A 24,928-nucleotide genomic window follows, 5' to 3' on the forward strand; every position below is an offset into this window, starting at 1 on the left:
GCCGGGGGCCTCACGCGTTGCAGCGGCCGGACGCTGAGCCGAAGTCAGCGGGTCCCGAAGCGGGGCGCCGCGAACGACGGCGCCACGGATGCCGGGCTCTCCGCCAGGGCAGCCAGAGCGAGCTCGATCGCCTTGTCCAGCTGGACGTCGCGGGCGGACTCCCACTCAGCCGGGCCCACCTCGACGACGACGTCCGGGTCGACGCCGTGGTTCTCGATCCCAAACCCCTGCTTCTCGAACGAGATCCAGTACCGCGGCTGCGTCACCTCGGTGCCGTCGACCAGCGTGAAACGTCCGTCGATGCCGACGACACCGCCCCAGCTGCGCTCCCCCACCACGGGACCGAGCCCCATGTTCTGGGCCGCGGCGGTCACGATGTCACCGTCGGAGCCTGCGTAGGGATTGGTGACGAAGACGACCGGGCCGCGGCGGGCCTGCTGCGGGTAGGTGCCCGGCTGATCCAGGTGCCTCGCGCCTGCCCAGCCGATGGCTCTGCGCGCGATGCGCTCCAGGATGAGTTCGGAGGTGTGACCGCCGCCGTTGAAGCGGACGTCGACGACGACCCCCTCGTGCCGCATGGCGGCGTCGATCAGCCGCTGGAACTCGGCCCAGCCGCTGGCGACCATGTCGGGCACGTGCACATAGCCGAGACGGCCTCCCCCGTGCTCGGCCACGTACGCGACCCGACCGGCGACCCACTCGTGGTAGCGCATCGGCGCCTCGTTCGCCGTCGGGACGACCGCGACGCGACGCTTCTGCCGGCCGCGCGCCACCGTCAGCTCCACGACCTTGTCGGCCGCGCCGAGCAGGAGCGCGCCGAGGTCGGGGCCTCGTTCGTCGGACGACCGTCGACGGCGACGATGACGTCACCGGCCTCGACGGCGACGCCTGCGGCCCGCAGCGGCGACCTGGCGTTCGGATCGGAGCTCTCGCCGGGGAGGACGCGGCGCACGACCACCTCCCCCTTGGCGTTGCGCGCGTACTCGGCGCCCAGGAAGCCCACGCGCGGCGCGTCGTCGAGCAGCGGAGGCGCCGACACGTACGCGTGCGATGTGTTCAGCTCGCCGACGGTCTCCCAGAGCACGTCGACGAGGTCGGAGTGCGTCGTGATCTCGCCCAGCAGGGGCCGGTAGCGGGCGACGGCGGCGTCCCAGTCCGTGCCGTCGAAGTCGTCGCGCCAGTAGTGGTCGCGCATGAGCCGCGCGTTCTCCTCGAACATCTGCCGCCACTCGGCGACCGGATCGACCTCGCGACGCAGCCGCGACAGGTCGACGTGCACCTTGGCGTCATCGTCGTCGGCAGGCTGGTCGGCCGACTGCACCCACACCTCGTCACCGTTGCGCACGACCATGCGTTCGCCGTCTCCCGAGACGGCGGCGCCGTCGGCGGCGTCGACCAGCACGGTGAGCTTGCGGGTCCGGAACGAGAAGTGCTCGATGGAGTCCTTCACCTCGCCGTCGACACCGGCGCGGCCGGCGCCCAGCTCGCCGATCGACTTGTACGAGCGCCAGATGAGCCCTTCCTTGGTCGCGGCCAGGGAGCCGTAGCGCCCAGACGGGACCGGGAAGGCGACCATGCGGTCCTCGAAGCCCTCGACGTCGAACTCGATGCCGGGCTCGACCTCCTTGGCCTCTCCCCCTGCGGCCTCGCCCTCCGCGGGCTTGTCGTCCGTGGCCTTGTCGTCGTCCTTGTCCGCGGGTTCGCTGATGGGCCAGCCGTCCGCGGCCGGACCGAACGGCGCTGGCTCGGCGGCGCTGAGCGGCACGAGCCAGGGCCGCACCGAGTTGGTGAACGAGAGGTCGAACGCGAGCTCGTCGTAGGTGGGGTCGATGGTGCGGCTCGAGAGGAAGCACAGGTGCTTGCCGTCGGGGGTGAACGTCGGGGAGAAGTCGTTGAACTGGCCCTTGGTCAAAGTGAACGCCTGCTCCCCTGTGACGTCGTAGCCGACGAGCTGGCCGAGGGCACCCTCGTGGGCGAGGGCGCTGCGCCACACGATGTAGCGACCGTCCGGCGACCAGGCGAAGCCGGAGGGCTCGCCGCCCGGGGACCGGCCGATCTTCTTCACGGAGCCGCGGGCCACGTCGACGAGCGAGAGGGTGCCGTCGTGGCTGCCGACGGCGATCTTGGCGCCGGTCGGGCTGGGCTGCAGCGCGAGGACGCGGCCGAGCCGTCCGGTCGCGATGCGGCGGGGAGTCTTGTCGCCGCCGTCGACCTGCCGGATCTCGAGGCAGTCCTCGCCGGCCACGTCGCTGACCCAGACGACGCGCCCCTTGTCATCCAGGAACCGCGGCTCGCGGACCCGCACCCCGGCGGTGTCAGCGAGGGCGCGGGCGGGGCCGCCCCGGTGGGTGAGGAAGTAGGCAGCGCCGCGCCACTCCAGCAGCGACCCGTCGCCGCCCTGGTCGGGCACGATCTGCTCGAGGTGCTCGTTCGGGGCGACCGGCACCGGCCGCGGCCTACCGACGGGAACGTAGATGTCCAGCTTCTGCGGCTCCGCCTTCAGGCTGGCGAGCTGGTACAGGTCGCCGCGGGCGTGGTAGACGACGACCTTGCCGTCGCTGGTGGCGTCACGGACGTAGCCGTCGGCCGGGCCGTGGGCCGTGTGCCTGCGGAGGTCCCGGCCCGATGCGTTGACCGACCACACCTGCGCCTGGGCCTGCGGGTCGTCGCCCAGGTCGGAGGTGAAGACGATCCGCTCCCCCACCCACGTCGGCGAGAACAGGCCTGCGGTCTCGTCGGGGAGGATCCGCTTCCAGTCGGAGGTTCCGTCCGGCGACGTGTACAGGCGGGCCGCCATGCCGCCGCGGTAGCGCTTCCAGCCGGACGGGTCACGGAAGTTGGAGGTGGCGACGACGACCCGGCCCGACCGGTGCACGGCCGCCGATGTCGCGGCGCCCCACGGCAGCCGGGTGAGTTTCCCGTCGAGGGACAGGGAGTACATGGAGGCGTCGACGCCGTGGATCGCGGCGTGCGCGGAGCTCAGCAGGATCGTCTCGTCGTCGAGCCAGCCGCTGACGAGCATGCGGCGTGCGCTGAGCCAGGTGAGGCGACGCGACCCTCCGTCGAGGTCCGCCACGTAGGCGTCCCAGCCGCCGTTGGTGGTGGCGGTGTAGGCGATGCGACCGCCTCCCGGTGAGAAGCGCGGGTTCATGGGGGTGACCTCACCCGCCGTCACGCGGGACGCCCGCCCCCCGAGCACCGAACCGAGCCACACATCGTCGTCGGCCACGAAAACCACGTCGTCACGGAAGATGTGCGGGTACCGGCAGTAGGTCATGGGGACGAGGATAGCTGCGTGTGACTGGGCCCTGCACGTCGCTGCGGGGTCTCACGGAGCGGGCCCCGAACGGGGCTGCGCCCGTCAGGCCGACAGTTCGCGGCGGGCCAGCTGGGCCCGGGGAACGCGCACGGCCTCGGCCTCGCCGAGCACCGCCTCGCGGGTCACGACGACCTGCGCCACGTCGTCGTCCGACGGCACATCGAACATGACGTCGAGCAGCAGCTCCTCCAGGATGGCCCGCAGGCCGCGGGCTCCCGTGCCCCGTTCGAGGGCGAGGTCGGCGATCGCCTCGACGGCGGCCTCCTCGAACTCGAGCTGGACGCCGTCGAGCTCGAAGAGCTTCTGGAACTGGCGGGTCAACGCGTTGCGCGGCTCGACGAGGATCCGCGTGAGGGCGTCGTGATCCAGCGGCGAGACCGTGGCCAGCATCGGCAGACGACCGATGAACTCGGGATCAGGCCGAACTTGTGCAGGTCCTCGGGCCGGACCATCGAGTACGGATCGGCGGAGGGCTGCCTCGTCTCCGAGCTGCTGCTGAAGCCGAGGGGACGCTTCCCGACGCGCTGGTTGATGATGTCCTCGAGTCCGGCGAACGCGCCGCCGACGATGAACAGCACCTTGGTGGTGTCGATCTGCAGGAAGTCCTGGTGGGGATGCTTGCGGCCGCCCTGCGGCGGGACGGAGGCGACGGTGCCCTCGAGGATCTTCAGCAGCGCCTGCTGAACGCCCTCGCCGGACACGTCGCGGGTGATCGACGGATTCTCCGACTTGCGGGCCACCTTGTCGATCTCGTCGATGTAGATGATGCCGGTCTCGGCCTTGGCGATGTCGAAGTCGGCGGCCTGGATGAGCTTGAGCAGGATGTTCTCGACGTCCTCGCCGACGTAGCCCGCTTCGGTCAGGGCGGTCGCATCGGCCATCGCGAACGGAACGTTGAGCATCTTCGCCAGCGTCTGCGCGAGGTACGTCTTGCCGCACCCGGTGGGGCCGATCATCAGGATGTTGGACTTGCCCACCTCGACGTCGTCGTTCTCGGCGCGCCTGCCCTGGGGCTCCTGCCCCTGGATCCGCTTGTAGTGGTTGTAGACGGCGACCGCCAGCGTCTTCTTCGCGGCGGACTGGCCGATGACGTACGAGTCGAGGAAGTCACGGATCTCGCGGGGCTTGGGCAGTTCCTCGACGAGGCCGGTATCGGACCGCTCGGGGAACTCTTCCTCGATGATCTCGTTACAGAGGCCGATGCACTCGTCGCAGATGTAGACGCCGGGCCCGGCAATGAGCTTCTTGACCTGCTTCTGACTTTTTCCGCAGAAGTTGCACTTGAACAGGTCGCCGCTCTCGCTGATGTGCGCCACGCCGTCCACCCCCTCACTGGTTTGTCGATTTCGCCCAACATTACCCGTCCCCCGGTGCGGACCGGCGGAGGCCCGCGGAACGGTTATGTGCCTGTGGAAAAGGAGGCGCCGCCGCCACCGTGTCCGGTGGGCGACGGCGCCGTCACTCCTGGATCAGGAGGGATCCTTCAGCGAAGGAAGGATGTCGTCGACGATGCCGTACTCGACCGCCTCCTGGGCCGTCAGGTACTTGTCACGCTCGATGTCGCGGCTGACCTTCTCGATGTCCTGGCCGGTGTCTGCCGCCAGCATGGTCTCCATCAGAGACCGGATCCGCAGGATCTCCCGCGCCTGGATCTCCAGGTCGGAGGACTGACCGTAGCCACCCTCGGTGGCCGGCTGGTGGATCAGGATCCGCGAGTTGGGAAGAGCGAGACGCTTCCCCTTCGTGCCCGCAGCCAGGATGACGGCTGCCGCCGACGCCGCCTGCCCCAGGCACACCGTCTGGATGTCCGGCTTGATGTAGCGCATCGTGTCGTAGATCGCCGTCAGCGCCGTGAAGGAGCCGCCGGGCGAGTTGATGTAGATGGAGATCTGCCGCTCGGCGTCCATCGACTGGAGGCACAGCAGCTGCGCCATGACGGCGTTGGCGACGTCGTCGTTGATGGGGGTGCCGAGGAAGATGATCCGGTCCTCGAACAGCTTCGTGTACGGATCGACGCGGCGCACACCGTAGCTGGTGCGCTCTTCCCACTGCGGGATGTAGTAGCTCATGTCCGCTCCCTGCGGCGCGATCCCCTGGGGGATGAAGTTCGTCGTCATCACTGGTTCGGAGCCTCCGACTTGATCTGGGACGCACGCTCGTAGACGTGGTCGATGAAGCCGTACTCGAGGGCCTGCTCGGCGGTGAACCAGCGGTCACGGTCCGAGTCGGCCTCGATCTGCTCGACCGTCTGGCCCGTGTGCTCAGCGATCAGGCCGGCCATTGTGCGCTTGATGTGGAGCGACTGCTCGGCCTGGATGCGAATGTCGGAGGCCGTGCCACCGAGGCCGCCCGAGGGCTGGTGCATCATGATGCGGCTGTGGGGCAGCGCGAAGCGCTTGCCGGGGGTGCCCGCCGACAGCAGGAACTGGCCCATCGAGGCGGCCAGGCCCATGGCGACGGTGGCGACGTCGTTGCTGATCCACTGCATGGTGTCGAAGATCGCCATGCCGGAGTCGACGGAGCCACCGGGCGAGTTGATGTAGAGGTAGATGTCCTTGTGCGGATCCTCGGCGTTGAGCAGCAGCATCTGCGCACAGATGGCGTTCGCGTTCTCGTCCTTGACCTCGGAGCCCAGGAAGATGATCCGGTTGGCGAGGAGGGACGAGTAGACGTTGTCAGTCAAGCCGAAGCCGGGGCCACCGGGCCCCGCCATGCGGATGTCGGATGAGGTCTGAGTCACGTCACCTAACCTACCGGGAAACCACAAACGCCCAAGGGCAGGCGCGCGAAGTTCGCCTCAGGCGTGATCAGGTCGGACCTCCGCCGTCTCCGGATCGTTGCTGATGAACGCGTTGAGCCAGCGCATCCTCGGGTCGGGATCGATCAACAGCGCCTTGACGGTGAGCGTCGCGGGCAGGGCGATCAGTGCGCCGAGGGCGCCGAACACCCACGCCCACACCAGCAGCGAGATGAAGGAGACCGTCGGCGTGATACCGACCGCGTCCCCCGTGAACTTGGGCTGGATGAGCGACTGGAGAATGAAGTTCACCACGCTGAACAGGATGACCACCAGCAGCGCCGTCGTGGGGCCCTTCTCGACCAGGGCGAGCAGCGCCGGCGGCACCAGGCCGATGACGAAGCCGATGTTGGGGATGTAGTTCGTGATGAACGTCAGCACGACCCAGACGATGGGCAGCGAGATACCGAGCGCCACGATGACACCGCCGTTGATGAGGGCGACGATGAGGCCGAAGATCGTGGTGACGACCCAGTAGCGGCGGATGCCGTTCGCGACGGCCGAGATCGAGTCGGTCAGCCCGGGGTGCAGGCGATGGGTGATGCCGAGGCGGGCGTCAACCGACGGGATGTCCATGCTCAGGAACACGATGCCGACGACGACGACGGCGATGATCGCGGTCGCCGCAGAGGTGCCCGAGAGGATGGAGCCGGCGACGTCGATGACGTTGGACGGCGAGATCGACTTAAGACCGTTGAGAAGGGCCTCCTCGTCGAGTCCGAACCCGGCCAGCCACTCGGCCGCGGCCGTGTACATGTCGGTGAACTGCTGGCTGTAGCCGGTCAGCACAGTGACCACCTGGGTGACCGACCAGATGATCGCGCCGATGCCGAGCACGAACACCACGAACACCGCGAGCATCGTGACGACCGCCGCGATGGGCTTGGGGATGCCGATGCGGCGCAGGCCGGGGAAGATCGGGTAGGCCGCGATCAGGAGGTTGAGCGCCAGGAACATCGGGGCGATGGTCCCCGACAGGTTCTGCAGGAGGACCAGCGAGAGACCGATGGCGGCCACGATGATGGCGACGAGACCGAGGCGGGGCATGCCCGCGCGGCTTGTCCCCTCGGCGCCGACGTCCTGCGGCGGGGTCTCCTCGTGTGCGTGGGGCGGCACCGGCTCGTCCAGCAGGGCCTCGGACTCCTCGGCGTCATCCTGAGCGAACTCGGATTCGGCCGGGGCCTCGGTGTCGGTCAGCTCGACCGGCTCGCTGTCGATGGTGGGCTCGTGCTCATCGTTGGTCATCGGTCCTCCTCGGGGGCGCGCCGAGTCTAGCGGCCGGAGGGACGACAAGGGCCGTCGTCTTCCGAACTTCGGAAGACGACGGCCTGTGTCGCGATTCAGGCGAGAATCACTCAGCGTCGGCCTCGGCGGCCGGCTCCTCGTCATCCTCAGTGTTCTCGACGGGCAGTGCGGTGTCGACCGCGTTGCCCTCGGCGTCGGTGACGGTGGCGGCAGCGCAGATGGCAGCGAGCGACTTGCCGCGGCGGATCTCCTGCATCCACTCGGGCATGTGGTTGTGCTCCATCATGTGGTTGATCTCGTCCTGGGGCGAGGTCCCATTCTGCTGGGCCTTGCGGAAGATGAGTTCGGTCAGCTCCTGCTGCGACACGTCGATCGTGTTGGCGTCGGCGAACAGGTCGAGGATGACCTGGGCCTTGAGGGCCTGCTCGGAGCGCTCGTCGATGCCGGCCCAGAACTGGTCGGCGTCCTCGGCGTCCTCATCCTCGGCGTTCTCGAGGTAGTCCTCGACGGTCATGCCGCCGTTCTGGAGCTGGCGGGTGATCTCGGCGCGGCGGGCCTCCTGCTCGCGGGCGAGCACGCCCTCGGGCAGGTCGAAGGAGACCTTCTCGAGGACGGCCTCGAGGACCTTGTCGCGGGCCTCGGCCAGCTGGTCGGCCTTGGCCTGAGCCTCGGCGGCCTTGCGCAGGTCGTCCTTCATCTCCTCGACGGTGTCGAACTCGGAGATCATCTGGGCGAACTCGTCGTCGATGGCGGGGAGCTCCTGCTCCGAGACCGTCTTGACGGTGACCTCGATGTCGGCGTCCTGGCCGCGGTACTGGCCGCCGACCAGCGTCGAGGTGAACGACTTCGACTCGCCAGCCTTGAGGCCGGTGACAGCCTCGTCGAGGCCGTCGAGCATGTTGCGGTCCTGGCCGACCTTGTACGCGACGCCTTCAGCGGTCGCATCCTCGAGGTCGTTACCGTCCTGGGTGGCGACGAGATCGATGGTCAGCACGTCACCCTCGGCGGCGGCGCGGTCGACCTCGCTCGTGGTTGCGAAGCGCTCGCGGAGCAGCTCGAGGCGCTCGTCGACCATCTCGTCGACGTCAGCGACGTTCTCGACGGTGGCCTCGACGGTGGAGAAGTCGGGCAGCTCGACCTCGGGACGGACGTCGACCTCAGCGGTGAACTCGATGAGCTCCTTGTCCTCCAGCTTGGTCACGTCAATCTCGGGCTGGTCCATCGGGTAGACCTTCGCCTCGTTGATGGCCGCGTTGTACGCCGGCGGGATGGCCTCATTGATGGCCTCCTGCAGGACCGCGCCGCGTCCGACGCGCTGATCGATGACGGCCGCCGGCACCTTGCCCTTGCGGAAGCCGGGGATGCTGATCTGCTCAGCGATCGCCTTGTAGGCCTTGTCAAGGTAGGGCTGGAGATCGGTGAAGGGGATCTCGACGGTGAGCTTGACCCTGGTGGGGCTCAGCTTCTCAACGGTGCTCGGCACGGGTGGACTCCTGATGGAAGTAAATGGTCGCGCCCGAGTCTATCCGCCAGCGGCAGCCGGACCAACATGCGCTCCCGCCGACGCTCCGGGCCTCTTCGACGACGCCGTCGACCTCGTTCTAGCATGGTGCCCGTGCCCACTCCCCTGCTCAACAACGTGACCGACACGGCCCTCATCTTCGAGGGTGGAGGGATGCGCGGCTCCTTCTCCGCAGGCGTAGTGACTGCGCTGCTGGACGGCGAGGTGCACTGCGACTGGGTCGGCGGCATCTCCGCCGGCTCGAGCTGCCTCGTCAACTACGTGGCGCGCGACACCGAGCGCGCCCGCCGGTCTTTCGTCGAGATCGCCGAGGATCCACGGCTCGGCAACTTCGGCACCTGGGTCCGGGGCCGCGGGATGTTCCAGTCGGAGTGGATCTACGAACAGACCTCCGAGCCCGGGCAGGCGCTGCCGCTCGACTACGAGGCATTCCGCGCGAACCCGGCGACGATCCGCGTCGGCGGGTTCCGGGCCGCCGACGGCGAGATGCTCTACTGGGGCCGCGACGAGCTGCACCCGAAGCGGCAGCTGATGCTAAAGGTCCGGGCGAGCTCGACCATGCCGCTGCTCATGCCCATCACCACCATCGACGGCGTGGACTACGTCGACGGCGCCCTCGGCCCCAGTGGCGGCATCGCCCTCGACGCGGCCCAGGCAGACGGGTACGAGAAGTTCCTCGTCGTCTTCACCCGCCCCCGCGGCTACCGGAAGTCCGTCGTCAAGACTCCCCTCACCCTGCGGACCCTGTTCAGGCGTTACCCGGCGATCGCGACGGCGCTCATCGAGCGGCCGGCCAACTACAACCGGACCCTCGACGAGTTGCTCGAACTGGAGCGGGAGGGCAGGGCCTACCTGCTGTTCCCAGACGAGATGCCCATCGAGAACGGGGAGCGCAACGTGGCGCGGCTACGGTCGGTCTTCGACGCGGGTCGCGCCCAGGCGGAGCGGGAGCTGCCGGCGATCAGGGAGTTCCTCGGGCTGGCCTGAGGCGCTCGCCCGCGCGGCCCGCCAAGACGCGCTGAGCGCAACACTTCATCCGCAGCGTCAAGCCCTCACCGCTCGCAGCCGATTCCGTCGTTGTCCCGGTCCAGATGCTTGCCATACCCGGGGTCTCCCCTGCGTACTGGTGCGGCGCCTGCCTTACGCGCAGCCGTGCAGTTCGCGTAGTAGACGCTGCTGACATTGCTCGGCTTCTCTGTGACCGTCTGCTTGACCTTCGCCTTGGCGATCCGCTCAGCCTCAGCCTTCTCCGCTGCGATCCGCTCAGCCTCAGCCTTCTCCGCTGCGATCCGCTCAGCCTCAGCCTTCTCCGCCGCGATCCGCTCAGCCTCAGCCTTCTCCGCCGCGATCCGCTCAGCCTCAGCCTTCTCCGCCGCCATACGCTCCGCCTCGCGAATCTCCGCCGCGGCCAGTTGGTGATCCGCTTGCTGCGCTCGTCCGGCAGCGATCCCTGCATCCAGTTCGGCCAACCAATCCCGGCGTTGGTCGTCGGAGTAGAAGGCATTCACCGAGGCCTCACCTGCGGATTCCTCACTCGCCAGTTCGGCCCGCAGAAGTGAAGCCCGGTGAATGTCATCATTGATAGCTCCAACGGCAAGCAGATGTTGGTTCTCCGACCAGCCATCATCGCCCACGTCGGAGGCGACCAGCGCTGCAGCGGCCGCCCGGATCTGGGACGGCAAGGTGCAGTCGACCTCCGGCGCGTAGGCGCCGACGCGTTTGGCCTCAGCCTGCTCGGCCGCCGCCAGCACCTCCGAATAGAACCGGTCATTCGGTTCAAATAGCAGAGGTGCTCCGAGACCTGCCGCCGCGATCTCGGCATTTACCAGACTGCCCGACTCAAACACCCCTGCCAGGGTACGGCCGTACTTGTCGTAGCGCTCTTTGTCATACTGCAGGTCGACCCGAGTCCCGACAGGGAGACGATTTTCAAGGAACTCGGAGGCCTCAGGGCCAAGACATTCCGTCGGCTGGCCCGAGTCCCTGGTTTCCGGTGCATCGATGTTCAGCAGCCGCACACGGACTGTCTTGTCGAGAATCCGCACCTCGATGGTGTCCCCGTCGACAACCCGTTCAACGATAACCGGGCTGGCTTGGACACCGACTGCGACACCCGTGAAACCAACCGCGGCTGCAGCCGAGGCCGCAATGATTTTTGCTAGCCGTGTCACGCTTCTTGACTCCTGATCAACACACTCGGGCCGCACCCGAGAGAGGACTTTCCGACAGCGAGGTCGCTTCCGTCATGGCCGGGAGAGCAGACCGCCACACCCGATCCGAAGGTAACTTCCGGCAGCAGGCTATCCGCTGGGCTGGCCGTTCTCGAAATGGGACGTACGAAACCATCTGGGCTACAGGACACGGATATCCAGCTTGGCCTGCTCGACTTCCTCCGCCGCGGCAGCGAGCCTCTGAGCCATATCGAACCACTGGTCATCTGGGATCTTGCTCCTGCGCTGCAGCTCGTCGCGTCCATCCTGGAGCGACGCCAATACCGCCAGCCGTCGCGCCTCAAACACGGCGATACCGTCGGCACGCGCCTTGGCGGTCGTCGGCTCCAGCGGATCGAATCGGAAGTTCTTCACGTGCACTTCGCGCCAGGCGAGGACCAACTTGGTCAGGACCGCGCCGAACCCGGGTAGGTTCTGAATACTCTCAGGACGCACGTCTGCCGCCGACCTGACCCCAGACTCCTCAAGGGTCACCTTCCGGGCTGGCCCCAGTCCGGGGATCCTGGCGTCCCTGATATATGACGTCGCAAGGTGACGCTCCAACTGCCGAGCTTCGGCCTGCGCGTCGAATTTCGCGATCCATTCCCGCTGCTGGTCAGCAATCTCGACCTCGAACTCATGCTTGGACCGTTGAAGCCGCCCCTTGAGCTCGGCGAATCCCACAGGTCCGAGCTGGTCTGCCTCGGACGTGACGGCTGCATAACGCCGACTGGCCTCGGCCAGGAGTGCCTCGCGATGTCGACGCTCAACACGCCGGGCGCGGCCGCGAATACGGTGCCACGCGGCCACAGCGGCTGCGGGGAGGAGCGCATACCACCACAGGTGGGGAGCCAGAGCAAGCAGGGCAACCAGGATGCCGAACACAAGTCCTGTGCCAATCCACCATCCAATAGGGCTGCCTTGTCCGGCAGACCCGATGGTGAGGGGATGGAAGGAGCGGAATTCTCTCTGTCTCCACGAACGAGATCCGCTCAGGCGGCTCGATCGACTCGATCTCATACCACAAGCCGGTGATACTCGTCTCTGCCACGCCCGAATTCTCTCATGCCCGAACAGCTGGCCCCACCCAGGATGAACTAGTCGACCGCTGCATCCACCTGGCGTCAACTAGCAGCATCCGATTGCGCGTGTAGGCCACAGGGGAGCCTCCCGCGATCAGAGAGTCCTCGGACCGGCCTGAGCTCCACCGAGACGCCGATCCGAGCAACGCATCTCTGCCGTTCGGGACACCCCGCTGACAACGGCTGTTACCCTGAGCCATGGAAGAATATCTGTGGGTCTTGAAGGCGTCTGAACTTGATCTGATCCGCGAAATCGAACCGGATCGCATGGCTGCTCTCAACGAAGAGGAACTGCTGTCGCTGCACAAGCGGATCCGGCGAGCCCGCAACAAGCATGTCGGGAACTACCGCCGCAAGGGGGCAGCGCGGGTGGCAGAGCAGGGAGGCCGTGGCGCCGCCCGTCCAGGCAACAAGAAGTCGCTGTGGCGCGCCGAGGCATTCGAGGAGGCGCTGTCGCGGGTGTCCAGTCGACTGGCGGTCGTGGCCCACGCGGAGGCGGAGACTCTGAAGCAGGAGCGGCTGGCAGCGGTGGAAGTCGACGAGTAGGGCTGGCTTGCTGAGCCCTAGCCTCCCTCTTTCATGAGGCGGCTTGAGAGCTGCCAGCTGGGCTGTCGGCGCCCGATCTGAACACTGGGCCGGGTGAGGGCGTGACTGTTGGCCGGCTGACGCTGCCGGTGGGCGGTTCTCCAGGTTTCCTCGGCTTGGTGCGGACGGGGTGGGGTCAGTGCGGTGGTGGGATCGCGGCGATCCGGGCGAACGCGGCCACCAGGTGCTCGACCCAGGGCCAGGTCTTGGGTAGACGCAGTCGTCGCCGTCGGGCGCCGTGAACGAGTCTTGCCGGGACGTGCAGCAGCCGATACCTGAGTGCCTTTGGTTCGGCTTTGGCGAGGTCGCCGTCGAGGGCGAGCATCTTGAGCCAGGCCACCAGATCGGCGGCGATCATCGTCAGTGCAAGCCAGGTCTGGTTGATGGCGAACTCGCGAGACGGGAAACGTCCCAGCCCAGAATCCTTGGCGTGACGGATCCGGTCCTCGACCCGGGCATGCGCCCGATGCCGGGCCTCGAGGAACTGCAGAGTGCCGCTCGTGGTGTTGGTGGCAAACGCTTGATACCGCCACCCGTCGTGGACTTCGAACAGCGACAGTTGAGCCCCGGGATGGGGGCGTTCGCGGCGCAGGATCACCCTCATCCCGGCCGGCCAACTGGTCAGGTCCAGCAGTCCGGTCAGTTCGGCGACGTCCCCGCCTTCTCGGACCTCACCCTCAGCGGTGAGCGCGGGGGACCACAAGCCTGCGGGAAGTTCGGTGATCGCGGCACGCACCTTCTCGCCGATCGTGAACCCCACGCTGTAGTGCAGCGTCCTGCCTCTGACTTGGCCTTGCGCATGGAGCCAGTCCAGCAACTGGTGAGAGGCGCCGGCACCGTCGCAGCGGATCAACAGGTTGCGTCGATACGGCATCGGGATCTGGGTGATCGCCTCGCCCAGGACCTGAATGTGATCGACGGCCGTGTTCGACCCCGCCCGCCCGGTCCGCAGCGCGGCGGCGAGGAACTCGCCCGTGTTGTCGCACCACACACCGATCGGGTGATACCCGAACGTCCTCTTAAACGTCGGCGACGCCAACTCCTTCTCCGAATGCGTCACCACGATCGTGGCATCGACATCCAACACCACCGTGCTGCCGAGATCGGTCCCGGCGACCTTCGAGGCCGGGACACCGCCAGCGGCTGTCAGTTGGGCCCAGACGTGGCGACGGACGCGGGCCCGGGCCGCCTGGATCTTCCTGCGCCTGGCGTCGGTGACCTCGTCCAACGCCCGCCACACCGTCGGAGCAGACGCGACCGGCCCCAGCACCTGCCCCTGGTGGCGCAGCACGTCGATGTCGGAGATCGCCTCCCCGCCGTCGGCGAGCATCACCGCGACATCGGTCAGTACCTGGCCGCGGTCATGCACCGAGGGGATGAACGAACGCCGGGCCATCGCCGTCAATAGGGCTCCGGTCAGGCCGGTGTTCTCGGCCAGCATCCTGAGTCCAATGCTGCCGGCGTGGGCGATCACCGCGCCGCCATCGCCGGTCACGGACATACCGGTGGACCACGAAGTACGCTTCACCTACGGAGCGCCTTCCGCTTCAGGGGTTTTGAACAGTCGCATGTCCAAGTATCCCGTAGTCAGAAGGCACTCCGGCCTATCTGCAGCACGCGTCGCTCACTCCGCCATGAACGATCGAGGCTAATGTGCCCTCCAAACCGAATGAGATGTGTCACTATTGCCTAACCCTGATACTTTAACCGCCCACAAGCGATATTTTCGAAAGAAGTCGTATGAGAACACTGAAGAGCATCGTTGTTCTAGCACTCGCAGCCGGCCTTGCTGTGGGTGGCGCTGACGTGGCAAAGGCAGATCCGTCTGACGACCCGGTAGATCAGGCTCTACAGGCAATCGAGGCTGTGAGTCCTGAGCTTCTTGACGATGCGATCAACCTCACGCCAGAGGAAGGGGGGATGCGGCTATTGAGGCTGATATCGAGGATGTTCAGATCACTGTACCGACGGACCCTTCGGATCCTCTTACGTTCGAATCTGACGACGGAGACATCGCAATCGTGCTGCCCGCGTCTGCGGAAGCCTCGGACGCTGTTGCCGCACGCGATGGAGTCGTCGTGTTTGATAACAACGATGGGTCAACGACTACGCCGATCGTGCGTGAAGACGCAACCCTCCAGATCAACACGGTGATCCAGTCGCCGGAGGCTCCGGTCTCCTACTCCTATCAGATCGATCTTCCGGTCGGAACTACCATCGAGCGGGATGGTGAGAGCTTGTACTTCCTGAACGGTGACACGCTCGTCGGCGGACTCGCGCCGGCATGGGCGCAGGACGCCGATGGCCAAACGGTCACCACGCGATACGAAGTCGATGGAAGCACTGTCACTCAGATCGTGGAACACGACGCCACATTCACCTACCCCGTGGTGGCAGACCCGTGGCTCGGCAAGAACTTGTTCGCCTACGTCCGTAACAACGTTCGGGCCCCGTACAAAAACAAACCGGTCTACACCATGGAACTCTCAGCGTGGGGACAGCTGATCTATCGAGGAAGTGCAGCCCTTGGCCTCGTCGCACCGCTAGGGACTGGCCTCCCGGTGACTGCTCTCGGCTATAAGATCATGACAAACAACGGCTGGTCAGAAGTTATCTCCCGTCAGCCACGAGCCAACACGACCTCGGTAAAACAACAATACGTTTGCCACGTCAGGTACGGATACCCCGTCCTCGGCTCGGGCTGGCGCTGGGATCTCGAGGCAGCACGCCCGTCATATCCGGGTTGGACACGGGGCAACTTGTGGAACCACCGCTGCAACTGGAAAACAGCATCAGGCTAATCATGACAACTGAAGGAGCCGCGCATGCATGAAATTCGCCGCCCGATGCGACCGTGCTTTACCGTCAGGATAGCAGTGGCCTCACTAGCGATTGTCACCATGGTGACTGTCTCTGGCTGCGCACTTGTTTCGATGTCGGATGCATGGTCACGCGCAAAGATTGACCTGCTCACGTTCACTCCCGACAGCCCCGATCCTAGCTGGAGCTCCGACCCTGAATGGCCTTACCTTGATGCAACCGATCTGACCGCCGAGGTCTGTGGCTCCGAGGTCGACTGTGTCCAGGCGGTCGGCAATGAGTACCTCACCTTGTTGAAATTCGGTTCCGTGGGCGCGGCTACCGACTACGCAGAAATCTTGGGTACCGATGCGGTCCAGATCGACCCGCTGGTGGTGCACTTCGACGGTACTGAGCTTTCTACGGAGACCCGGGAGGGATCATTTACACCCTCAGTAGTGACAACGCCAGCAGCCCTGACTGATTCGAGATTCGCAGCCCGGGGTCGCTGGTTTGCCATGCCCGTCGCACTTTTCCCGGCAAGTCTGCCTGGTGCCGGGAATGGTCCTTCTCGGCGCAAAATGTGTCTCGTAACCAACCTGTCTCGAAAGTGGCTCATCACAATCCGGGGTGTAGTTGGGGTCTGAATCCGCCGGTCTCGAGCAGTGATCTGGCGATGTAGTTGGTGAGGTTGCGGAAGCCGAGGGCTGATCCGCGGAGGTGTTCGAGGCGGCCGTTGAGGGCCTCGGTGGGACTGTTCGAGGTGCCGGGCCGGTCAAAGTAGGCCAGCACGTCGTCGGCTCGCTTCTTCAGTGTTCGGCCGAGTGTGATCACCTCGCTCAACGCGGCGGGGACGCCCTGGCTCACGGAGGCGATCAGGCTGGTCATCATGACCCGGCCTTTGGTCCGGTCGGGTTCACGGTAGGCGCCGATCATGCGTTGGTAGATGCCCCAGGTGGCTTCGACCTCGACATGATCATCGCCGGCGAATAGGGCGGTGAGCCTGTCCTTCTGCCTGTCGGTGAGGAGGTCGGCGCCGGTGTGCAGGGTGCGGCGCGCCGAGTAGAGCGGGTCACTGGTGCGGCCTCGGTGTCCGTGGATGCCTGTTGGACGCGTCTCCGGCATCGGTCGAGGGCGTCGCCGGCGAGGCGGACCACGTGGAAGGGATCCATGACGGCGGTCGCGTTGGGCAGTTCCTCGGTGGTGGCGGTCTTGAACCCGGTGAACCCATCCATCGCGACGACCTCGACTCTGTCGCGCCATGCCTGGTCGCGTTCGGTCAGCCATTGCTTGAATGCCTGCTTGGAGCGCCCTTCGACCATGTCGAGCAGCCTGGCAGGCCCTGTCCGGTCGCGGATGCCGGTCAGGTTGAATCGCCCTGGGTTTCGTTCCTATCGGTTTCCCTGGCCAGCGAGTGCTGGCTGGGCTGATTCGGTCTCAGCGTAGTACGCCGCGTCGACCTCGATTGGGGTGCGGTAGTCGAGCTCCCCGTGGAGTCGGGCGTTGTTCCACCACCACACGTACTCCAGCGTCGCGAGCTCGACTTGCTCGACCGTCCGCCACGGACCCCGTCGACGGATCAGCTCCGTCTTGTAGAGCCCGTTGACGGCCTCGGCGAGGGCGTTGTCGTAGCTGTCGCCGACGGTCCCCGTCGAAGGTTTCGCGCCGAGCTCGGTGATCCGGTCGGTGTAGACGACCGACAGGTAGTTCGAGCCGTGATCGGCGTGATGGACGAGCTCGTCCAGCGACTCGGTCGCGTTGAAGGCGGCCATGTTCAGCGCCTGCAGGGGCAGGATCTCGGCGCGCAGCGTCGCCGCGACGTTCCACCCGACGATCATGCGGGAGAACACGTCGATCACGAACGCGACATACGCGAACCCCGCCCACGTCGCGACATACGTGATGTCCGCCACCCACAAGCGGTTCGGCGCGGAGGCCGTGAAGTCGCGCCCCACGAGGTCCTTCGGCTTCTCCTGCGCGGGATCTGGTTTCGTGGTGAACACCTTCTTCGACCGCTTCACACCCTCGACACCGGCGAGCTTCATCAGCCGGGCGGTCTGGTCACGACCGATGTCCCACCCCTCCCGGCGGAGGAGGGCATGCATCTTCCGGACCCCGTAGACGCCATAGTTCTCAGCATGGAGGCGCACGATCTCCGGGACGAGCAGCTCGTCCTTCAACTGCCTCGCCGAGGGCACGCGCGTCTTCGCGGCGCGATACCCGCGGGAGGTGAGGAACCCTGGCACCACGTCCTGAAGGACACGGCAGAGGAACTCGACCCCGTAACGATCCCGATGCTCATCGATGAAGCGGATCATCTCGGTCAGGGGCGGTCGAGTTCCTTCGCGAAAAACACGCTCGCAGCCTTGAGGACTTCGTTCGCCTTCTTGAGCTCGGCGTTCTCGCGGCGGAGGCGCTTGTTCTCCTCGGCGACGTCGGTGGGCACGCCGGGACGCTGGCCGGTGTCAACCTCGCGACGGCGATGCCACACGCGCAGCGTCTCGGCGCTCATGCCGAGGAGGCCGGCCACATGCCGTACCGCGGACATCAGGTTCGGGTGATCGCCGCTCGCGCGCGCTTCGTCGAGCATCCGTAGGGCGCGCTCGCGCATCTCGGGAGAGTACTTCTGGTTCATCGGTTCCATCCTTGCTTGAAGCACGGAACGAAACCCAGGGCGGTTCAGGTCGATGATGACGGTGACGTACTTGTCGCCGCGGCGGGTGTGGCGCCACACGTGCTCATCCACGCCGATGACCTTCACGCCGTCGAACCTGGTCGGGTCGTCGATCAGGACCCGCTTGCCTTCGGCCAGGACCGCGGTGTTGGCGGTGTTCCACGACACCCCGAGCCCTTCGGCGACGCGGGCGACGGTGAGGTGCTGCACGACCAGGTCCTCCAACGCCCACCGCAGCCCGCGGCGTGACAGCTTCGCCCGCGGTTCCGCGGCGAGGCTGGTGTCTTGCCGCCACACATGCCCGCAGCCGGTGCAACGGTAGCGGCGGATCGTGACCAGCAACGTGGTCGGCCGCCAGCCGAACGGCTCATGCGCCAACGCCCGCGTCACGGTGTCACGCGCGAGGCCCTCGCAGCCGCAACGTCGGCACCACTGATCCGGGTCCACGACCCGGCAGGCGAGGACCGCGCGGCCAGGCTCCAGCAGTTGGCCGGTGACCTCCAGGCCGAGCTCGTCGAGCCGACAGAACGAGGACAGGTCAGGGCAGGCGAACCCCGCCACAGGGGTAGCATCAGACACGTCGAGGTCTTCCAGATGGGCAGTGTGAGAACTTCCATCATCGGGAGACCTCGACCCCTACCCGGCCCGACGCGCCGAACAGCCCCCTACACCCTCATCTGTGATGAGCCACTAACCTCCGTCTTTCATGAGGCGGCTTGAGAGCTGCCAGCCGGGCTGTCGGGGCCCGATCTGAACACGGGGCCAAGTGAGGGCGTGATTGTTGGCCGGCTGACGCTGCCGGGCTGCGGTTCTCCAGGTTTCCTCGGGTAGTGATGGGCTGGTGGGGTCAGGCAGGTGGTGGGATCGCGGCGATCCGGGCGAACGCAGCCACGAGTTGCTCGACCCAGGGCCAGGTCTTGGGTAGCCTCCCTCTTTCATGAGGCGGCTTGAGAGCTGCCAGCTGGGCTGTCGGCGCCCGATCTGAACACTGGGCCGGGTGAGGGCGTGACTGTTGGCCGGCTGACGCTGCCGGTGGGCGGTTCTCCAGGTTTCCTCGGCTTGGTGCGGACGGGGTGGGGTCAGTGCGGTGGTGGGATCGCGGCGATCCGGGCGAACGCGGCCACCAGGTGCTCGACCCAGGGCCAGGTCTTGGGTAGACGCAGTCGTCGCCGTCGGGCGCCGTGAACGAGTCTTGCCGGGACGTGCAGCAGCCGATACCTGAGTGCCTTTGGTTCGGCTTTGGCGAGGTCGCCGTCGAGGGCGAGCATCTTGAGCCAGGCCACCAGATCGGCGGCGATCATCGTCAGTGCAAGCCAGGTCTGGTTGATGGCGAACTCGCGAGACGGGAAACGTCCCAGCCCAGAATCCTTGGCGTGACGGATCCGGTCCTCGACCCGGGCGTGCGCCCGATGCCGGGCCTCGAGGAACTGCAGGGTGCCGCTGGTGGTGTTGGTGGCAAACGCTTGATACCGCCACCCGTCGTGGGCTTCGAACAGCGACAGTTGAGCCCCGGGATGGGGGCGTTCGCGGCGCAGGATCACCCTCATCCCGGCCGGCCAACTGGTCAGGTCCAGCAGTCCGGTCAGTTCGGCGACGTCCCCGCCTTCTCGGACCTCACCCTCAGCGGTGAGCGCGGGGGACCACAAGCCTGCGGGAAGTTCGGTGATCGCGGCACGCACCTTCTCGCCGATCGTGAACCCCACGCTGTAGTGCAGCGTCCTGCCTCTGACTTGGCCTTGCGCATGGAGCCAGTCCAGCAACTGGTGAGAGGCGCCGGCACCGTCGCAGCGGATCAACAGGTTGCGTCGATACGGCATCGGGATCTGGGTGATCGCCTCGCCCAGGACCTGAATGTGATCGACGGCCGTGTTCGACCCCGCCCGCCCGGTCCGCAGCGCGGCGGCGAGGAACTCGCCCGTGTTGTCGCACCACACACCGATCGGGTGATACCCGAACGTCCTCTTAAACGTCGGCGACGCCAACTCCTTCTCCGAATGCGTCACCACGATCGTGGCATCGACATCCAACACCACCGTGCTGCCGAGATCGGTCCCGGCGACCTTCGAGGCCGGGACACCGCCAGCGGCTGTCAGTTGGGCCCAGACGTGGCGACGGACGCGGGCCCGGGCCGCCTGGATCTTCCTGCGCCTGGCGTCGGTGACCTCGTCCAACGCCCGCCACACCGTCGGAGCAGACGCGACCGGCCCCAGCACCTGCCCCTGGTGGCGCAGCACGTCGATGTCGGAGATCGCCTCCCCGCCGTCGGCGAGCATCACCGCGACATCGGTCAGTACCTGGCCGCGGTCATGCACCGAGGGGATGAACGAACGCCGGGCCATCGCCGTCAATAGGGCTCCGGTCAGGCCGGTGTTCTCGGCCAGCATCCTGAGTCCAATGCTGCCGGCGTGGGCGATCACCGCGCCGCCATCGCCGGTCACGGACATACCGGTGGACCACGAAGTACGCTTCACCTACGGAGCGCCTTCCGCTTCAGGGGTTTTGAACAGTCGCATGTCCAAGTATCCCGTAGTCAGAAGGCACTCCGGCCTATCTGCAGCACGCGTCGCTCACTCCGCCATGAACGATCGAGGCTAGGCGCGCCAGTGTTCTAGCGGGTCAAGGGTGGCGTCGGGGGAGAGTTGCCGGGCGACTCTCCCCGACGGCGGGCTCCCCTCGGATCAGCCATCTTGGGCCTCACGGCCGGCCACCCAGTTTCTCACTCTGACCGCCGACGCCTTGGGAAGCTGAGCAACGAGCCGTGCCAGGCGCTCCGGATCGACCCGGGGTTCGAGGGCGATCGCCGCGGCTCGAGCCTCCGAGGGCATGCCGCCCAAATCCGGCCTCAGGACGAGATCGATGAGCGTCTGTTCGATGCGAGTGACACCCATTGTCCCCAGTGCGGCTGCAACCGGAAGCGCATCGAGGGCGTCAGACTCACGGCATGTGAAGACGATCCGCCCTCCGGTAGCGAGGGAGACTGGCCGGTGCTGCTCAGGGACTGCGATGACGGTGACGCCGATCGCGCGGGGAATCGCGTGCCAGTGACGTGCCGCGCCGAGGCCGGCGAGCACAGGAACGCGGTCACCGTAGGCGGCCGTGGCGTAGGCCATGGCGGCTTCCTCGAACGGCGGCTCACTACCTTGAAGGGAGTGTTGTGCATACCATCATCCGCCCCAGCCTCGGCGCGTTGTTGCACGAGGAGCGCACGGCGGCCGACCCGAGAGTGCGCAAGCGGACCTGGCCAGGCATGCGGCTGGTCGGGGCGACAGGACTCGAACCTGCGGTCTCCTGCTCCCAAAGCAGGCGCGCTAGCCACTACGCTACGCCCCGGTGATTCGGGCCCCGCAGTGCTGCGGGGCCCGAACTCGAGCGGATGACGGGAATCGAACCCGCGTAGCTAGTTTGGAAGACTAGGGCTCTACCATTGAGCTACATCCGCAGAACCGCCGCCTACTGTAGCAGTGCGCGGCCAAGGCCCTCACCACGACGGGACGCGCGGGCACATCGGATCGAGCTACCGGGGGCAGCGAGCACACGCATGAACGGCGACGACCTCCTCGACCACTGCCTCGCCAAGCCCGGGGCCTACCTGGACTTCCCGTTCGGTCCTGGCGTCGCGATCGTCAAGGTGAAGGCCCCGTCGCAGGAGACGGGCCGCATCTTCTGCCAGGTCTTCATCCTGCACGGCGAGCCGACCGCGACCCTCAGTTGCGACCCTGCCACCGCCGACGAGTACCGGGCCTTGTACCCCGACGTCGTCGTCCGTGGCTACCACTGCCCGCCCGTCCAACAGCCGTATTTCAACACTCTCCCCCTCACGGGGGCGGTGCCCGACGGCGAGATCCTCGAGCTGGCCGACAGGGCCTACGCGGTCACGGTCGCCAAGCTGCCGCAGTACCGGCAGCGCGAACTCGCCGCTGTAGCCGCACACGCGCCCCACTGACCAGATCGACCGGCTTCCTGCCTCAGCCCACCACCCCAGCAGCACTCGGGATCTCGTGCCACGCCCACTCCCCGCCCTGCCAGACGAGCACCCGCTGCCAGTGGGCCGACCACACCCACAGCCCATCGAGGCCCCGATAGCCGTCCGGCAGGTAGCCGGGAGCCTCGAACCGGTCGGTGAAGAACCGGATCGGCAACACCCCGTCCAGCGGGACGAGGAACAGGTGCCTGCTCGGGGCTGGGGCTCCGGTCGTCTTGCGGACGTGACGGCGGATGTGTTCGAGCGCCAGCCAGCCCGCCAGCTGCAGACCGAAGTCGCTGTCCACGGCATCGGACCACTCCGCCCTTCCGGGTGGAAAGACCTCGATCCCCTTCGGCCCCCTGGGGATCCTGGAGAGCTGACCGACCTCCTCCACCAGCGCCACGGCCGGCTCCGCCCTGGCATCGTCGGGCAGGGCACCCGGCTCGTCGACGCCGTAGCGCAGGCAGAGGTCGACGACGCGCCGGCGCCTGCCAGACGCCGCGTCGAGGTCCCGTGGCCTCAGCCGAGGGCCTGCAGGCGGGGGAAGAGATCGCTCAGGCGCCCGTAGATCTCGCCCTGCAACTCACCGATCTCCGCGTACCGGGCCACCAGCGCCGGGTCGGGGGTGGTGACCTCACCCCGCCGCGTCATGGCCGCGGCTGTCGAGGCGACGTCGTTCCCGGTCACGGCGCTGACGGCGAGCACCGCAGCCCCCAGGGCTGAGACCTCCTCGGCTGCGCACGCCTCCAGCGGCACACCGACACAGGCCGCGAGGATGGAGCGCCACAGGTCGGAGCGCTGACCGCCACCCATGATCCGCACGACGCGCAGCGGGGTGCCGGTGTCGGCCTCGAGGGCACGCAGGTTCCGGGCCGCCTCGAGGGAGATCCCCTCCAACACGGACCGGTACATCGCCGCCCGGCTGTGGGTGCCGGTGAACCCGATCATCGCGCCGCGTGCGAGCGGGTCCCAGTGGGGCGACTGGACGGCGTTCCAGTACGGCATGGTCAGGAGCCCGTCGCTGCCGGGCGGCACAGCGGCCGCAGCCCGTTCCAGTTCGGGATCGGGCGCCCCGAGCAGGGCGGGGTCGCCGAGCTCGGTGCGGAACCAGCCGGCCAGATAGGCGCCGGAGTTCTGGACGACCTCCAGCACGAAACTCCCCGGGATACCTGCCGCGTCGGTGCGGTACGAGGCGCCCCAGCGGTAGTCGGGCGCGTGGACGCCGGCGACGACGGCGGTGCCGAGGTTGAGGTACGCCTCGTCGGGGGCGGTCGCCCCTGCACCGAGGCCGGCGGCCTGACCGTCGCCGCAGCCCCCCACCACAGGGATCGGGCCGGGCAGCCCCCAGCCGCGGGCCACGTCGGGCCGCACGTGGGCGAGCACGCTGCCCGCGTCACCGAGGACGGGGAGCTGACGCCGCTCGACGCCCGCCAACCGGAGGAGTTCGTCCGACCAGTCGAGCGCGGCCATGTCGAACAGGCCCAGGCTGTCCGCCGTCGCCCGCGAATCGATCCACTCCCCGTGAACGCATGCACCAGGTAGGCGTGGACGCCGGCGATCCGGTCCGCCGACCGCAGCGATTCCGGCTCGTTGCGGGCGAGCCAGGCCAGCTTGTAGAACGACGGCGTCACGTCGGGCACCATCCCCGACAGTTCGTGCACACGTCGGCTGCCGAGGTCACGCACCTCGTCCCCGGCCCGCCCGTCGAGCCACAGAATCGCGTTGCGACGCGGGGTGCCGTCCTCGTCGCACAGCACGAACGACTGCCGCTGCGGGGTGATGCAGAGCGCGGCGATCCGGCCTCGTTCCTCCGGCGCGAGGGCCGCGACGGCCTGCGCGATCGCCGTCGTCGTCGCTTCCACCCAGGCTGTGGCGTCCTGCTCGTAGCGGTCGCGGCCGGGGTTGATGGTGTCGTAGCCGGCCCGCCCCTGCGCCAGCGTGACGCCGGTCGAGTCGACGACGAGCGCCTTGGTCGCGGTCGTCGAGGAGTCGACGGCGAGAACGAGCGGATCGATGGGTGCGGTCGGCATGGCGCCCACACTAGTCAGGGGTCGACGACTCGTCCCCGAGGGCCCGCACGAGCCGCGCCATGAGCCGGGCGCACGCGACCGGATCCACGTCGGCCCCGAGCAGCCACTGCGCCTCGACGCCCTCCGTCGCGCCCAGGATGATCGCCGCCAGCGACGCGACGTCCGTGTCGTCGGGCAGTTCGCCAGCGGCGATGGACCGTTCGATCGCCTCCCGCCCCTGCTCCCGCAGCCGCTCGTGCCGGGCGACCTCCCAGTCGCGGGCCGGATGGTCCGGCTGCGAGGCCTCGGCGGTGAGTTGGTGCGCCAGTTGGATGAGGGGACGGTCGTCCAGGATCCGGGCGGTTGTCTCCGGCGTCCGGTCCAGGGTCTCGAAGACGCCGGCGTCGCGGCCCCAGTCGAAGACCGCGAGTTCGTCGTCGCGCTCATCCAGGAGGGCCAGCAGCATGGCCTCCTTGCTCGGGAAATGATGGAGGAGGCCGGCGCGGGTCAGCCCCGAACGCTTCGCCACCTCGTTGAGCGAGCCACCGCGGTAGCCGAACTCGCCGAAGACCTGGCGTGCGGCCGCCAGGATGCGCCGCTTGGGGTCGGAGTTCTGCTCGCTCATCGCCCCAGCTTCCCACACGGGCGGCAACTCCGACACCACCAACCAACATGTAGGTCGGTGGTCTATGGTTGCCTCCAACGTCGCGGCTCACGGGTGA

18 protein-coding genes, 2 tRNA genes and 5 pseudogenes are annotated in these 24,928 nt (G+C 67.2%); 5 read left to right on the forward strand and 20 right to left on the reverse strand.

What is annotated here, in order from left to right; translation table 11 throughout:
- Nucleotides 1-44: 44 nt before the first annotated feature.
- The 6 genes and pseudogenes from H9L22_RS07805 to tig all read right to left on the reverse strand — a co-directional run bounded on the left by H9L22_RS07805 (nucleotide 45) and on the right by tig (nucleotide 8,844).
- Nucleotides 45-3,277, reverse strand: a pseudogene (locus H9L22_RS07805) (S41 family peptidase).
- Nucleotides 3,278-3,361: 84 nt separating this feature from the next.
- Nucleotides 3,362-4,635: pseudogene (clpX, locus tag H9L22_RS07810) on the reverse strand (ATP-dependent Clp protease ATP-binding subunit ClpX).
- A 153-nt stretch (nucleotides 4,636-4,788) separates the two neighbouring features.
- A complete protein-coding gene (locus H9L22_RS07815; protein WP_226966210.1) occupies nucleotides 4,789-5,436 on the reverse strand; it encodes an ATP-dependent Clp protease proteolytic subunit in 648 nt (215 codons plus the stop codon).
- Nucleotides 5,436-6,032 carry an ATP-dependent Clp protease proteolytic subunit gene (locus H9L22_RS07820; protein ID WP_187722617.1) on the reverse strand — a complete coding sequence of 199 codons (597 nt, stop codon included), beginning with the start codon at nucleotides 6,030-6,032 and terminating at the stop codon, nucleotides 5,436-5,438. Before H9L22_RS07820 ends, H9L22_RS07815 begins: the two co-directional genes overlap by 1 nt.
- Nucleotides 6,033-6,116: 84 nt before the next feature.
- Nucleotides 6,117-7,361 (reverse strand): AI-2E family transporter, encoded by a 1,245-nt coding sequence (locus H9L22_RS07825; RefSeq protein WP_187722263.1) that lies wholly within the window; start codon nucleotides 7,359-7,361, stop codon nucleotides 6,117-6,119.
- Nucleotides 7,362-7,467: 106 nt separating this feature from the next.
- Nucleotides 7,468-8,844, reverse strand: coding sequence for a trigger factor (gene tig / locus H9L22_RS07830; protein WP_187722264.1), 1,377 nt, complete (start codon nucleotides 8,842-8,844; stop codon nucleotides 7,468-7,470).
- A 132-nt stretch (nucleotides 8,845-8,976) separates the two neighbouring features.
- Here tig and H9L22_RS07835 point away from each other — a divergent pair, with 132 nt between their 5' ends.
- Nucleotides 8,977-9,870 (forward strand): patatin-like phospholipase family protein, encoded by an 894-nt coding sequence (locus H9L22_RS07835; RefSeq protein ID WP_226966211.1) that lies wholly within the window; start codon nucleotides 8,977-8,979, stop codon nucleotides 9,868-9,870.
- A 65-nt stretch (nucleotides 9,871-9,935) separates the two neighbouring features.
- Here the strand turns inward: H9L22_RS07835 and H9L22_RS07840 are convergent, their stop codons facing one another.
- Nucleotides 9,936-11,054, reverse strand: a complete 1,119-nt coding sequence (locus H9L22_RS07840; protein WP_187722266.1) for an excalibur calcium-binding domain-containing protein — start codon at nucleotides 11,052-11,054, stop codon at nucleotides 9,936-9,938.
- Between the two features lie 180 nt (nucleotides 11,055-11,234).
- Nucleotides 11,235-11,978 (reverse strand): hypothetical protein, encoded by a 744-nt coding sequence (locus H9L22_RS07845; RefSeq protein WP_187722267.1) that lies wholly within the window; start codon nucleotides 11,976-11,978, stop codon nucleotides 11,235-11,237.
- 395 nt (nucleotides 11,979-12,373) lie between these two features.
- Between H9L22_RS07845 and H9L22_RS07850 the strand changes: the two genes are divergently transcribed.
- Nucleotides 12,374-12,721 carry a hypothetical protein gene (locus H9L22_RS07850; RefSeq protein WP_187722268.1) on the forward strand — a complete coding sequence of 116 codons (348 nt, stop codon included), beginning with the start codon at nucleotides 12,374-12,376 and terminating at the stop codon, nucleotides 12,719-12,721.
- A 175-nt stretch (nucleotides 12,722-12,896) separates the two neighbouring features.
- Here the strand turns inward: H9L22_RS07850 and H9L22_RS07855 are convergent, their stop codons facing one another.
- Nucleotides 12,897-14,261, reverse strand: a complete 1,365-nt coding sequence (locus H9L22_RS07855) for an IS1380 family transposase (RefSeq protein WP_187722618.1) — start codon at nucleotides 14,259-14,261, stop codon at nucleotides 12,897-12,899.
- A gap of 577 nt (nucleotides 14,262-14,838) precedes the next feature.
- Between H9L22_RS07855 and H9L22_RS07860 the strand changes: the two genes are divergently transcribed.
- Entirely contained in the window at nucleotides 14,839-15,561 is a 723-nt protein-coding gene (locus H9L22_RS07860; protein WP_187722269.1) for a DUF2599 domain-containing protein, read from the forward strand.
- A gap of 24 nt (nucleotides 15,562-15,585) precedes the next feature.
- A complete protein-coding gene (locus tag H9L22_RS07865) occupies nucleotides 15,586-16,206 on the forward strand; it encodes a hypothetical protein (RefSeq protein ID WP_187722270.1) in 621 nt (206 codons plus the stop codon).
- Here H9L22_RS07865 and H9L22_RS07870 read toward each other — a convergent pair.
- From H9L22_RS07870 to H9L22_RS07900, 7 genes and pseudogenes are all read right to left on the reverse strand, one after another.
- Nucleotides 16,178-16,929, reverse strand: a pseudogene (locus tag H9L22_RS07870) (ISL3 family transposase); the annotation flags it as partial. The gene H9L22_RS07865 and the pseudogene H9L22_RS07870 overlap by 29 nt on opposite strands.
- A gap of 21 nt (nucleotides 16,930-16,950) precedes the next feature.
- Nucleotides 16,951-18,194 (reverse strand): IS3 family transposase gene (locus tag H9L22_RS07875; protein WP_406707828.1). Its coding sequence is split into 2 segments (ribosomal slippage): nucleotides 16,951-17,909 and nucleotides 17,909-18,194, totalling 1,245 coding nucleotides; the frame shifts between segments, so codons are not numbered across the junction.
- A gap of 45 nt (nucleotides 18,195-18,239) precedes the next feature.
- A pseudogene (locus H9L22_RS07880) lies at nucleotides 18,240-18,812 on the reverse strand (ISL3 family transposase); the annotation flags it as partial.
- A 500-nt stretch (nucleotides 18,813-19,312) separates the two neighbouring features.
- Nucleotides 19,313-20,677: an IS1380 family transposase gene (locus H9L22_RS07885; protein WP_187722620.1), complete on the reverse strand. Its 1,365-nt coding sequence runs from the start codon at nucleotides 20,675-20,677 to the stop codon at nucleotides 19,313-19,315.
- Nucleotides 20,678-20,911: 234 nt separating this feature from the next.
- Nucleotides 20,912-21,343, reverse strand: coding sequence for a hypothetical protein (locus H9L22_RS07890; RefSeq protein ID WP_187722271.1), 432 nt, complete (start codon nucleotides 21,341-21,343; stop codon nucleotides 20,912-20,914).
- A 144-nt stretch (nucleotides 21,344-21,487) separates the two neighbouring features.
- Nucleotides 21,488-21,563, reverse strand: a tRNA-Pro gene (locus H9L22_RS07895).
- A 38-nt stretch (nucleotides 21,564-21,601) separates the two neighbouring features.
- Nucleotides 21,602-21,672, reverse strand: a tRNA-Gly gene (locus H9L22_RS07900).
- Nucleotides 21,673-21,771: 99 nt separating this feature from the next.
- On the opposite strand from H9L22_RS07900, the gene H9L22_RS07905 reads away from it, so the two are divergent.
- Nucleotides 21,772-22,176 carry an MmcQ/YjbR family DNA-binding protein gene (locus tag H9L22_RS07905; RefSeq protein ID WP_187722272.1) on the forward strand — a complete coding sequence of 135 codons (405 nt, stop codon included), beginning with the start codon at nucleotides 21,772-21,774 and terminating at the stop codon, nucleotides 22,174-22,176.
- A 22-nt stretch (nucleotides 22,177-22,198) separates the two neighbouring features.
- Here the strand turns inward: H9L22_RS07905 and H9L22_RS07910 are convergent, their stop codons facing one another.
- From H9L22_RS07910 to H9L22_RS07920, 4 genes and pseudogenes are all read right to left on the reverse strand, one after another.
- Nucleotides 22,199-22,600 (reverse strand): hypothetical protein, encoded by a 402-nt coding sequence (locus H9L22_RS07910; RefSeq protein WP_187722273.1) that lies wholly within the window; start codon nucleotides 22,598-22,600, stop codon nucleotides 22,199-22,201.
- A 116-nt stretch (nucleotides 22,601-22,716) separates the two neighbouring features.
- Nucleotides 22,717-23,667 (reverse strand): FGGY-family carbohydrate kinase, encoded by a 951-nt coding sequence (locus H9L22_RS18775; RefSeq protein ID WP_264292580.1) that lies wholly within the window; start codon nucleotides 23,665-23,667, stop codon nucleotides 22,717-22,719.
- A gap of 107 nt (nucleotides 23,668-23,774) precedes the next feature.
- A pseudogene (locus H9L22_RS18780) lies at nucleotides 23,775-24,227 on the reverse strand (FGGY family carbohydrate kinase); the annotation flags it as partial.
- Nucleotides 24,228-24,237: 10 nt separating this feature from the next.
- Nucleotides 24,238-24,831, reverse strand: coding sequence for a TetR/AcrR family transcriptional regulator (locus tag H9L22_RS07920; protein ID WP_187722274.1), 594 nt, complete (start codon nucleotides 24,829-24,831; stop codon nucleotides 24,238-24,240).
- Nucleotides 24,832-24,928 lie beyond the last annotated feature (97 nt).

Origin of the sequence: Tessaracoccus defluvii (assembly GCF_014489575.1) — a bacterium.
Taxonomy (GTDB): Bacteria; Actinomycetota; Actinomycetes; order Propionibacteriales; family Propionibacteriaceae; genus Arachnia; species Arachnia defluvii.